General features: G+C 43.0%; 10 protein-coding genes and 1 pseudogene. 2 read left to right on the top strand and 9 right to left on the bottom strand.

What is annotated here, in order from left to right; translation table 11 throughout:
* Nucleotides 1-228: 228 nt before the first annotated feature.
* From E3K36_10005 to E3K36_09975, 7 genes and pseudogenes are all read right to left on the bottom strand, one after another.
* On the bottom strand, nucleotides 229-939 hold the full coding sequence (locus E3K36_10005; GenBank protein MCF6155566.1) for an MBL fold metallo-hydrolase: 711 nt from the start codon (nucleotides 937-939) through the stop codon (nucleotides 229-231).
* A gap of 198 nt (nucleotides 940-1,137) precedes the next feature.
* Nucleotides 1,138-1,563 carry a GNAT family N-acetyltransferase gene (locus E3K36_10000; GenBank protein MCF6155565.1) on the bottom strand — a complete coding sequence of 142 codons (426 nt, stop codon included), beginning with the start codon at nucleotides 1,561-1,563 and terminating at the stop codon, nucleotides 1,138-1,140.
* A 520-nt stretch (nucleotides 1,564-2,083) separates the two neighbouring features.
* Nucleotides 2,084-2,800: a pirin family protein gene (locus E3K36_09995; protein ID MCF6155564.1), complete on the bottom strand. Its 717-nt coding sequence runs from the start codon at nucleotides 2,798-2,800 to the stop codon at nucleotides 2,084-2,086.
* 129 nt (nucleotides 2,801-2,929) lie between these two features.
* Nucleotides 2,930-3,736 (bottom strand): class I SAM-dependent methyltransferase, encoded by an 807-nt coding sequence (locus E3K36_09990; protein ID MCF6155563.1) that lies wholly within the window; start codon nucleotides 3,734-3,736, stop codon nucleotides 2,930-2,932.
* A 33-nt stretch (nucleotides 3,737-3,769) separates the two neighbouring features.
* Nucleotides 3,770-4,855: a hypothetical protein gene (locus tag E3K36_09985; protein ID MCF6155562.1), complete on the bottom strand. Its 1,086-nt coding sequence runs from the start codon at nucleotides 4,853-4,855 to the stop codon at nucleotides 3,770-3,772.
* Nucleotides 4,856-5,262: 407 nt separating this feature from the next.
* Nucleotides 5,263-5,472 (bottom strand): annotated as a pseudogene (locus E3K36_09980) (transposase).
* Between the two features lie 205 nt (nucleotides 5,473-5,677).
* Complete coding sequence (locus tag E3K36_09975) at nucleotides 5,678-6,433, bottom strand: hypothetical protein (GenBank protein MCF6155561.1); 756 nt, start codon at nucleotides 6,431-6,433, stop codon at nucleotides 5,678-5,680.
* 284 nt (nucleotides 6,434-6,717) lie between these two features.
* Here E3K36_09975 and E3K36_09970 point away from each other — a divergent pair, with 284 nt between their 5' ends.
* Both E3K36_09970 and E3K36_09965 read left to right on the top strand, forming a co-directional pair.
* Complete coding sequence (locus tag E3K36_09970) at nucleotides 6,718-7,881, top strand: glucose sorbosone dehydrogenase (GenBank protein MCF6155560.1); 1,164 nt, start codon at nucleotides 6,718-6,720, stop codon at nucleotides 7,879-7,881.
* Nucleotides 7,882-7,958: 77 nt separating this feature from the next.
* Nucleotides 7,959-8,915: a M28 family peptidase gene (locus E3K36_09965; protein ID MCF6155559.1), complete on the top strand. Its 957-nt coding sequence runs from the start codon at nucleotides 7,959-7,961 to the stop codon at nucleotides 8,913-8,915.
* 489 nt (nucleotides 8,916-9,404) lie between these two features.
* Here E3K36_09965 and E3K36_09960 read toward each other — a convergent pair whose 3' ends face one another.
* Both E3K36_09960 and E3K36_09955 read right to left on the bottom strand, forming a co-directional pair.
* Nucleotides 9,405-9,917 (bottom strand): nitroreductase family protein, encoded by a 513-nt coding sequence (locus tag E3K36_09960; GenBank protein ID MCF6155558.1) that lies wholly within the window; start codon nucleotides 9,915-9,917, stop codon nucleotides 9,405-9,407.
* Between the two features lie 24 nt (nucleotides 9,918-9,941).
* The gene (locus tag E3K36_09955) at nucleotides 9,942-11,051 is read right to left on the bottom strand and encodes an XdhC/CoxI family protein (protein ID MCF6155557.1); all 1,110 of its coding nucleotides are present in this window, start codon (nucleotides 11,049-11,051) and stop codon (nucleotides 9,942-9,944) included.
* Nucleotides 11,052-11,332: the final 281 nt, after the last annotated feature.

The following is an 11,332-nucleotide window of genomic DNA, read 5'->3' as shown; positions in this document are numbered from 1 at the left end:
ATAAGCCCTGTAGGGGCGAATGAAGATTATGGATACAAAATCATCTCAATCGTCCCTACGGGACTGTATTTCTATTTGATAAAAATACAGGCAATAAATTGCCTGCCTATTGCCTCACGTCCCTATAGGGACTTAAAAAGCACAACTCATCTTTCAAAAAACTAAACTGTTTCAATTATTCAGTAACGGTACCAAAAACGGTTACGAATCCGGATCGAATAGTATGATTTAGCCCTTTCTTAGCAGATTGTCGAATTTTTCTTTCCAGTCTTTATAGGCAGACACGTAATTCCACCCACAGACCTTGTCTAATTCTCTGCCTTGTAGTATCCTGTCGATTTTGGTCGCGCATTCCCTGGTTTCTTTCTGTGGACCAAAGGGATTGAAGCGCATTTCGTCTCCCTTGAGAAATACATAGTCGCAGATAAAGAGTACGTCCTCGAAGAGGTAAAAGGTGAAGCCCGGTGTGTGACCGCCGATATGGAATGCCTCGATGCCCAGTTCAGTAAAATTTTCAGTAAAGGTTACATCGAAGGTAAAGGCAAGACAGATGCTGTGTGCGGAGTCCAATTTATGGATCCGCACCGGGGCGTGGAATAAGTCACGGTACTGATTGCTTGCACCGAGAAAGTGATGATGGGTAAACGTGATGGTATCTACCGGTTTAAGTCCCGTGTCGAAGCAAGAAGGACAATCTATCCAGAATGCCTTCTCACCTGTCTCAATACGGTAGGCAGCATGCTCAAAACCAAGAGTCGGAACGGAGTTTAAGCGCGTGACCTTTCCAGTTACTGATGTGTCCTTGACTTTGTATGTTGCAGAGCATTCCTCAGAAGTAATGAATTTCTCCTTCGGGGCCCCGCAGAATGGGCAAAAGTCCGGATAATAGCCCACCATATTAAAGCCGCACACGGTGCAGACATGTTGTTCCTTTTGCATGATATCCTCCTTTCCGCTCTTCGTATTTATTGTTAAAGACTTAATTACAGGAACCACAGATTTCGCAGATGGCACAGATTTGTGATTATAATAAAGAGTGTCTAGGAGGAGTTTAGTAGAACAATTTACTACATCCATAGCGGTGTTTTGTTATCTGGCAAAACCGGGAATCATGCATTGAAAACCATATGTACATTACTACTCCAAATCGTTACGGATCATCACATAGTGGTCAATACCAGCCTCTTTGAATATATCGCTAATGATCTCAAACCCATGTTTCCGATAAAAGCCGGTAAGAGATGCCTGGGCATGTACCTTGAACTTCTTAAAGCCGCGTTCTTTTGCAGTTGCTATCATAAACCCGGTCAATTTGTGGCCCAGATTTTTTCCACGGTATGATTTCCGTATCGCAATGCGTTCCAGTTTTGCATACTCGCCATGTACCCGTATGCGGCCTGCTGCAAAAGGTTCCCCGTTCTCTTCTCCCAAAATGTGCGTTGCTGAGTAGTCATATGCGTCACGTTCTATCTTATAGAGGACTCCTTGTTCTTCCATAAACACGATACCGCGTACGATAAACACCTTGATCAGGTCATCGAGATTTGTTACTACTCTAAACATTTTGCATGCAATCTGATATAAATAATCCGTAAAAGTAAGAAGTCAGAAATTAGGCATCTTATAAAAAATATTTTGACATTTTTAGCAAAATATGAATAAAACTAACCCCGCCAGTGTTTGAAACTCTGACAGGGTTGGCTCACAATTTTCGTGTTTCGGATTTTGTCTTTTCCGGCTCATTCGGGTTAGTCATCATGTTGCACTAGCAACACCCTGAAACGATGAAAATGCGATTTCTGTCCTATAGTATTGGTATACTTATACTTATTTGTCAGGCCTTATTTTCGAACCAGGTATCATCATAGTTAAAAAAACCATGAAAAGTTCCGTTAGGAGCAGCATATTAATAAAAAAACAATTTACACCAATACTAAGCTCCATCGGAACGATATGTTGTTTATGTGTTTCACGTATCGTTCCGACAGAGCTAAGGTCTTATGTAAGATTCTTTCTCTATTAATATTTTGCCCCTAACGGGGCTTGACATTCATATAGCAGCGGAGCGAACCCATCATTCCCTCTAAATCAGATGCACATCCACAAGAAGGAGTTCTACGTCAGTTTCTGCCTTAACGTGAATATCTGTCTCTTCGACAACCTTTGCTGCACCAAAGGTGGCAATGGTATGGCCATTTGACTGGACAGGTCCTCCATCGAGGACATAGAGATAGACTCCTCTCCAATCTTTAATCCGGTAATCGAGTGTCAGTCCAGCCTGAAGGAAAGAGGAATGAACCTGCGCATTGGAGCGTATGGGGAGTGCATCCTTGTGTTCACTGGAAACAAGGGGAAGGAATCGATTTGTCCGTTCTGCACGTTCCACCCTCTTTTGTTCCACTGAGGGTTCCAGACCGCTTTCAGAGGGGAAGAACCACATCTGAATAAATCTCATTGGCTTATCCAGAAGATTGTTAATTTCAGAGTGGTACATGCCTTTGCCGACCGTTGTGTGCTGTACCCAGCCCTTTTGTAAGACTCCGCCCTCTCCATCTTCGTCCGCATGGCGGAATTCTCCATCTGCACAATACGTTACCACTTCGATCTCCCGATGATAATGCAAAGGCCATACGGCACCCGGGGAAAGGGTGTCGTCATTAAATACCCGTAAAGTGCCGAATTGCATATATTGAGGGTCATGGTATTCATCAAAAGAAAAGTGCCAGCGGCCATGAAATGTGCCGTTCTGGATATCTCCTTCCGCCTGATAAATATCTTCCGGTTTTCTGATCGTTATCATAGGTATTTTTCTCTTTTTGGTTAAAGATACCATGAAATGTCCCCGTTTACAAGGAAGAAGAGCTACTGAACTCATGGGGATCGTTCTCTGGAAAAGTGAAAAGTGTATGAGTATCCTAAAAAATTCAGATTATTCTCTATCTCGAGAAAATACCAGGAAATGCTGTCTTGGCAGAAAGCCGAATTCGTGCTGTAGTCGATAGCCGGCCGACCCCATCTCCTTCTTTATCACCGCGCCTGCCGTAAAGTGAGGAAAAATCTTTTGGAACCACCCTTTGCCATTGAAGTCGATGATTGCGATGCGACCGCTTGGCCGGAGATATTTTTGGATTTGAGAAAAATACGCCACCCTGTCTTTAATGTGATGATACGTATTACAGGTAAAGATCAAGTCTACCCCATCTTCCGGAATAAGCGGATCATGATGCTGAGCCAGAATGATCTCGATATTCTGGTAACCTCTTTTTTTGGCTTGTTTCTCTATATATGTATTCATCCCCTGGTCAACATCCACGGCATATACCTTGCCGTTTGGACCAACTGCATCCACCAAACGGAATGTAAAGTAGCCACTGCCGGAACCAAGGTCGGCGATGTGCTGGCCAGTCTGTATCTCCAGCACACGGATTACCTGTTCCGGATATTGCCATCTATCCCTCCCGAACCCCTCGTATGCAAAACGCTTGAGGCTCGTACAGCAAACGCCACAAATCACAAGGAGAAAGAAAATTAAGGACAAAAGTAAGCGGCTTTTTCCATAGGACACAGATTGTCTTGAGGAGCACCAGGTTTTGGCTATCATATCAAAAATTTTCAACCATAAGATGATTATATCGGGATGTATAATCGAAATTCTGTAAACGAAACACAGATTGATACAGATAAGAATGGATAAAAAGTGGTTAATCAAAATTACGGTTAGATCACAATCAGTCATTCCTCCGGAAGCAGGTATCCATCTCCTTGCATTTTACTTAAGGTAGAGGGTAATTTCAACCTTACCAGGATGAGCGGTATCAACAGTTAAAAACTTTTTTTCTTTTTCAAACCAGTACGTTGTATCATCTGGAAAAGGGAATTTTTTGTTACTCACCTTCCAGCCACGACGCCTCAGTTCTCGCTGGTAAAACGGTACAATATCTTCCCTGTCTGCCGGCGTTTTCATAACAAGAGAAACACGATAATAACCATGAGCATCCATTGCAACGGGCTGTACAAGGATTCTTGTTCTCTTTGTATCCGGATAGAGTGGAATTTCCTGCTTTGTAAGAAACCTCAATTGAGAAATCCTTATCCCAACAGGTACATAATTACATAATGGCCAGCCAAGAATTGCAATAAACGCAATAACAATCCATGGCACATCAGACAACAACTCCCTGCGGAATATCCACAACACACCTTTTGTTACACAAAAAATAGGGATTACAAAAAGAATGAAAAACCACAGATGAAAATACTTTATTACTACATTTCCCATCCATATGAGCAACAAAGAATTCAGAAAAATAGCCACTGCAATACCCAATACAATAGCGAATAAAATCTGTCGTATTTTTCTTTTTTTCCCCTCAGTAATTTCCAATTGCCGACCATGCAAAGTTTTTATTTTTGCAATTGAATACTGAAATTTTTGAACTGAACCTTCTGGAAACTTTGCAGATAGGACAAGAAACACAATGAAAAAATCTGGAATTGCAGACAGATACGATGTGTAAAACGAACTCAGAAGAGATATTTCCCATTTCGTGTCTGTTGGCAAGATATAAAATGATGCAACGAAATCCGTAATGGTAAAGATGAGCGAGATAGAGACAGAGACCAGAACGAGTAACTTCGCCCATTGCTTCAGAAAAAGCGAAGCAATTCCTCCCACCAAATAACCGATTGTTACGGGCACCTCTATGATCGTGTGAGTTATATCCCGCCAATCTATTGAAGATTGCTGAGCAGATACGATTGCGTGTACGTGGGAAGAATTTAGTCCCAGGAAAAAAACGCTCAAAGCGTAGAGGGTTAATATAATGCCAAGTATCCGTGGTTTAATTGCGAACATTGTCTGTGTCTAAAATATTTCCCGCTTTTTGCCGGACAAAATGAATTTGCCGTAATTTCTGTTGCTTATTGGTTCTCAGCCTCGTCATAATATATTACAGATAATAAACTTTAACAAGTTTATTAAAAAGCTCAAAACAATACATGTGTTTGTATACTGTTAGAAAATCTTACCAATTGTGGAAGGACAGTAGTAATCCATAAATAATGGAGAGATGTGGCATTGGTAAAGGAGATACATGCGAAGTTAAAGCTACTCAAAGTATATATACCGTGTCCTGAATGAGACCACATGCTAAATATTGCATACGATATCTTTGCATGTGTAATGAGTTGTGAAGGTTGGATTGTGCAAAACGAAACCCAACAATTGAGTTTATTCATGGCCCACATTTTCATCAAATTATTATTGTTTTCTGGTAATGTCCAAATACAATGGATATGATCAGGAAGTAAGACAAAAGCCCGAATTTGAAAGGGGTGTTGTTTGATAACATGCTGGAAAGCCTCTTTTGTCAGCGCTACATTTGCCTCATGAAATAATATCCTCTTTCTATCGTATGTTACTACGGTAAAGAAGAACGTTGCACCTTGCGCTTGTGATCTGCGATATTGCATTATTTCCTCGCCATATTAGGTTGTTGGGTTTCGTTCCTCAACCCAACCTACAAAAACTAGTTCCTTTACTCCCTGTCGTTCGCTTGGCCGAACAGAACCTTTATCGCCTCAGTCCTGTCGGATGTCGATGTGTAACGTAGAACGCTCTTGACTTCAGAGTCAGAAAGCGGCTTTCGCAGTAAAGGAGCAATCAACCTCAGGCACGCTACACGGTCTGAGTACGTTTCTGAACCAAGGATGGCAGCAGCCTGAGATTTCCTGTGATTGGAGGTCTGATGCATTGTGCAATGATGCGAATACAGTTAACTCTGTTTGAAGTAGTTTCCATGCCAAGAACCGACGGAATATCTTCCGGATCAAGAGAACGTGGTCTTGTGCGCTTGACCAGTAGCTTTAGGATTTGCTCCCGGTGACCCGTTGTCTCGTTCCCCACTAACAGTGCGATCTCTCTAGCGTTAAGGTCATCCGGCAAGTTGCTCAACAGTGCTGCAACACTGCGTACGCGATCACTGGTGGTTTCGCCCCGTAAGGCAGATGCGGCGACGCTGACTACTTCCCGGATCTCGTGGGCAGGCGGCACTGTCTTGAGAGTTGCAGCCAGCTTGCCATCCACCTCACGAGGCACTTCTTTCGATGATTTTGGTCCTCTATTCGGTTGTTCTTTCGGAAGAAGCTGCTTGGAATCGACAGGCCTTATTTCGGAGGCGATGGGCACTGCCGGTTTCGGTCCGAGAGCATCGGACGCTGCACGATTCATTTGCGGAGAGAAAGTGAATACGTATTTCTGTCCGAGTTTCACAAGTTTTTCTATGGCGTCTGTGAATTTAGCCACACCGATGATAATTAGACAGACAATCAGCACAACACTCACGAAAGGATGATCCTGTAATCGCCGGAAGAACCGCTCTATACGTGTAGGAGCTTCTTTCATTTGATCACTGCGCTCTTTATAATTTGGCATAACATTACGTATATGGAAACAATTCAATAAATTTTATCAACACAACAATATTTTCAGGACACCAATGTACCATAAAACACGAATAAACACAAACCAACGAGCAGTTCAATGTGAGAGGGTCGTATTTGCATGAATAAAATTGACTAATATTCTGTTGTTTCAACAGAGAAAAACCATTATAAAATAAGGGTGCAAAATAGGGGTATATTTTAGGACATTGAAAAGAATTGCAAAATGTTAGGAAAATATCCCGTATGCTGAAGTAGAAAAATAGAGGAATTAATATGACGTTTCTTCATAAAGTAGCGGTCTTATTTTTATTGCTCTCCGTATCCACTGTTATAATTGCCAGAGAAAATCAGCAGTACAAATTATTAAATGCCTTCCCAAATCTCTCCTTTAAGAATCCCCTCGATTTCCAACATGCCGGTGATGGAACAAACAGGGTATTTGTTGTTTCCCAAACCGGCTTAATTTATGTCCTTGAAAATACCCCGTCAGCAAAATCCGCTAAGGTTTTTTTAGACATACGAGACAAGGTAATCCATGGCGGTGAATTAGGTCTGCTGGGACTCGCCTTTCATCCTGACTACGGAAAAAACGGATTCTTTTATGTCAATTACACAACTCCCAATCCCCTCCGCTCTATTATCGCCCGGTACTCGGTAAGTTCAAAAAATCCTGATATTGCAGATAAAAAGAGCGAGCTTATTTTGCTTGAAATAAACCAGCCATATAGCAATCATAATGGCGGTCAACTTGCCTTTGGTCCCGACGGCTATTTATATATGGCACTGGGAGACGGTGGTTCTGGCGGAGATCCAAAGAACAACGGACAAAACAAATCGATCCTACTGGGGAAAATATTGCGTATCGACGTGAACTGTACATCAGAAAATAAAAGATATTGCATTCCCAATAATAACCCGTTTAAAGGAAACACACAGGGCTATAAGGAAGAAATTTATGCCTACGGTTTACGAAATCCCTGGAGGTTTAGTTTTGATCCGGTTACGGGACGCCTCTGGGTAGCGGACGTGGGTCAGGAGTTATGGGAAGAAATCGATATCATTGAAAAAGGGAAAAACTATGGCTGGAGGATTATGGAGGGGAATCACTGCTTTAATCCACCCACCGACTGTGATACCGCAGGACTTACCATGCCTATATGGGAATATGGGCACGATGATCAGGGCGGATGCTCAATAACGGGAGGCTATGTTTACCGTGGAACCAAATTATCGGAACTCTATGGAAAATATATTTATGCCGATTTTTGCAGCGGGAGAATCTGGGCATTGTATTATGACGGCAAAAATCCAGTCACAAATTCCCTTTTATTAACAGAAAATGTCAATATTTCATCTTTTGGAATAGATAAAAATAATGAAATTTATATTTGCGATTTGAATGGTAAGGTTTATACCATTGCTTATAAAGAGAAATGATTCGAATACGGGCTGTACAAATATTAGTTCCCGTTATTTCTGTCATCGCTCTTATCCTTGGTGGGGTATGGTTTGTTATGCTTCGGATGCCGGGTAAAAGCTATCAAGGGCCGATGCCTCCCCTGACGGAGGAACAAAGATTATTACGGGAAATCTTGCGAAGAGATGTGTATAAGCTAGCCGGTGAGATCGGTGATCGTAATGTCAAAACGAACTATGAAAATCTCTGTGCCACGGCTGATTTTATCGAGGCATCGTTTCAGCAAGCTGGCTTTAAAGTCCGTCGGCAAGGCTATGAAGTTAGTTTGAGAGGTCTGCAAGGGCGAATGTGTTATAATCTCGAAGTGGAAATCACGGGCTCAGAAAGGTCTGGCGAAATTGTGGTAATTGGTGGGCACTACGACTCGCTCGAAGACACACCAGGGGCCAATGACAACGCATCAGGAACGGCTGCTGTGCTGGCATTAGCGCGCGCTTTTGCCAGTAAACAAACCCTGCGAACACTTCGTTTTGTAATGTTCGTCAATGAAGAGCCGCCCTACTTTCAAAGCAAAGATATGGGCAGTTGGGTTTACGTGAAGCAATGCCGTCAACGCAACGAAAACATAGTCGCCATGCTCAGCCTGGAAACTATCGGATACTATTCCGACGAAAAATGGAGTCAGAATTATCCCGTCGCTCCTCTGAGTCTCGTTTATCCGACCACGGGAAATTTTATAGCGTTCGTTGGAAATATCAAATCACGCAAACTGGTGCGGGATGTGGTGGGGTTGTTTCGCCGCTATGCGGAATTTCCATCTGAAGCAGCAGTATTACCAGAAAGGCTTGTAGGCGTGGGCTGGTCTGACCAATGGGCATTCTGGCAGGGAGGATATCCAGGGGTTATGGTGACGGATACCGCACCTTTCCGGTATCCCTATTATCATACTCAGGAGGATACTCCTGACAAAATCGATTACGACCGGCTTGCGTATGTGGTGAGTGCCCTGGAAGGGGTTGTGGCAGGCCTTGCGGGTTGCAGGCATAAAGACTGAATGATGCACAATGCAGCAACAGCCGCAACCAAAGACCACCCCTTTTTCCTCTCCTTCGCAAGGAGAGGACTTCGTCGTGAGCGTTTAGTCAAACGATGGTGGGGAGGAAAAAACTTCCTAAAAAAGTTTTACGGCGTAATACTCTAATGCATCATGTGTAACCGTAACAAGGGGGTTTAGATTCATTAAACAAATTTCGAGAGTGGCACAGACAAACTTGTTTGTCCATGCCCAATTTTATTTATATGGGTTTTAGGACATCGGATAGCCGCTCAAGGCTGGTTCAATCTTGCAGGTTGAACCATATATTTGAACAGCACTCTAAAGCTTGAATTTATGCTGTGATGTGGGATTATATCAAATGTTTCGGTTCAATCGAGGACGATTGAACCAGCGAAAGCTGCGGTTGTAAAGCGAAGAGACCCTTCGCGCTACATTGGAAGAGTAGCGAAGGCCTGATTAAATTATTACAGCTATCCGGACATTTGATTATCGAAACTCCACGGCTTCATGCCTTGATACACGCGGAGGGGGTGAAGGAATCCTGAGGGGGTAACCAACAGGCACTATCGCAATGGGACGGAGATTTTCAGGTAAATTTAAAAGATTGAATATCTCTTCCTCGTCAAACGCGCCCACCCATACCGTGCCGAGCCCGTTTTCATGCGCTACCAGCATCATACCCATAATACTGGCAGCAACATCCTGAATGGAGTAAAGATATACACCCCTGTCTCCGTATCTGCCGGAGATCCTGCTGTCGGTGCAACCGACGATTACAAGAGGTGCCTCAGCAATAAAACTTTGGCCTAAAGCAGTTGAGACAATTCCCCTTTTAAGTTTTGCATCTTTAATGAAAAAGAACTTTCTTGCCTGCAGATTTCCAGCACTCGGTGCCCATATTAATGCATCTATGAGCTTATCAACAATTTCGTCGGAAATGTCCTTTTTCTGAAAACTCCTTATACTCCTTCTCTCTTTAACTGCCTTTAAAATTTCCATAGATTTCTTCCAAAAAATAAATTCTTACAATTTTACAACCAAATTATTCAAATGCTTCGCGTCCATCTTCATGGGAGCGCCGTCGCCCCCATTACGAATCATAACGATTTCTGCCATGATACTGACTGCTAATTCCTCGGGAGTGCGTGCACCGATATTGAGCCCTATCGGGGCGCGCACTTCTTGTAAACGTTCCAACGGGACGTTTGCTTGTATGAGGCCTTTGTAAATCTCAAGAGTCTTGTGCTTGCTTCCCAACAGTCCTATAAAGCGGGCATGTGTTTGAACTGCCGCTGACAATGCCATATCATCATACCGATGTCCGCGCGTAGCTACAACAATGTAAGTGTTGGGATTAACGGGTATCTTTTCAAGCCCTTTATCAAAATCAGCAACTACAACACCTTCAGCTTCCGGAAAACGTTCTTTACTGGCAAATTCCGGTCGGTCATCAATTACGTAGATGCGAAATCCCAATGTAGCCGCTAGTTTGGAAGTTGCCTTGCTGACGTGTCCCCCGCCCATTAAGACAAGTATTGGTGGGGATGTATAGCCCTCTACAAAGATTTCTTTCCCATCCCTTGTCTGGAATATTTTATTGCCACCGCATGAAGCAATTGCACGGCCAATTGAACTTGCTTCATGGTCTGTTTCAGGATCACCTAAACTTCCTTTGGTAGAGCTGTCTTCCTTAATGAGCAACTTTGAGCCCAAATTTGATTGGATATTGGAAATACTGACCACAGTTGCCATAGCTACTGATGAATTACCACGATAGGCCTGCACAATTTCAGTGATAAAAGGTTTAAAATAATCTGGTTTCAAAATGGGGTCTAGGAAAAAATACATTGTTCCACCGCAGACCAGGCCATCCCTGGCTGCAAATTCTTCATTCAAATCATACTTGCGCAACAATGGGCCACCCTGTTTATGCAAAATCTCTTTAGCCAGGCACCAAATGTCCCCTTCAATGCAACCACCGCCCAGGGTGCCAACACGGCTACCATCCTGGCGGACTAATAATTTAGCGCCGGCCTTTTGGGGAGTGGAACCTCTGGTGCATGTTACGGTAACTATTACAAAAGATTCGTTCTTACCTGTTAAACGAAGAGCTTCCTCAACGACTTCCCTCATAACTTATATCCCGGTCAAATTGTCCCACTTCAGAGACACAACGAATGCAAAGTTTGAAAATACAACTTTAGTAATGACAAAAATTAAGTATACGTCCCCCCTCACCATTACCCTCTCCCGCCAGGGGAGATGGGTACTTCTATATCTCATTATTTAAAGGTGTACTTTATTTCCCCTCCCTTGATGAGAGGGTACGTGATGTATACTTATTTAATTCGTTCACTATAATTAATTAGGCTGCCTTTGGCAGCGACTTTTAAATCTCCCCTCTAAAAAGAGGG

Source organism: Candidatus Brocadia sp. (assembly GCA_021646415.1).
GTDB lineage: Bacteria > Planctomycetota > Brocadiia > Brocadiales > Brocadiaceae > Brocadia.
This window is presented reverse-complemented; position numbering and strand designations above follow the sequence as displayed.

Bases quoted from the DNA above. Each gene is read 5' to 3' on its own strand.
- E3K36_10005 (MCF6155566.1), bottom strand. From the start codon at position 939: ATGCAAAAGGAACAACATGTCTGCACCGTGTGCGGCTTTAATATGGTG.
- E3K36_10000 (MCF6155565.1), bottom strand. From the start codon at position 1,563: ATGTTTAGAGTAGTAACAAATCTCGATGACCTGATCAAGGTGTTTATC.
- E3K36_09995 (MCF6155564.1), bottom strand. From the start codon at position 2,800: ATGATAACGATCAGAAAACCGGAAGATATTTATCAGGCGGAAGGAGAT.
- E3K36_09990 (MCF6155563.1), bottom strand. From the start codon at position 3,736: ATGACTGATTGTGATCTAACCGTAATTTTGATTAACCACTTTTTATCC.
- E3K36_09985 (MCF6155562.1), bottom strand. From the start codon at position 4,855: ATGTTCGCAATTAAACCACGGATACTTGGCATTATATTAACCCTCTAC.
- E3K36_09975 (MCF6155561.1), bottom strand. From the start codon at position 6,433: ATGCCAAATTATAAAGAGCGCAGTGATCAAATGAAAGAAGCTCCTACA.
- E3K36_09970 (MCF6155560.1), top strand. From the start codon at position 6,718: ATGACGTTTCTTCATAAAGTAGCGGTCTTATTTTTATTGCTCTCCGTA.
- E3K36_09965 (MCF6155559.1), top strand. From the start codon at position 7,959: ATGCTTCGGATGCCGGGTAAAAGCTATCAAGGGCCGATGCCTCCCCTG.
- E3K36_09960 (MCF6155558.1), bottom strand. From the start codon at position 9,917: ATGGAAATTTTAAAGGCAGTTAAAGAGAGAAGGAGTATAAGGAGTTTT.
- E3K36_09955 (MCF6155557.1), bottom strand. From the start codon at position 11,051: ATGAGGGAAGTCGTTGAGGAAGCTCTTCGTTTAACAGGTAAGAACGAA.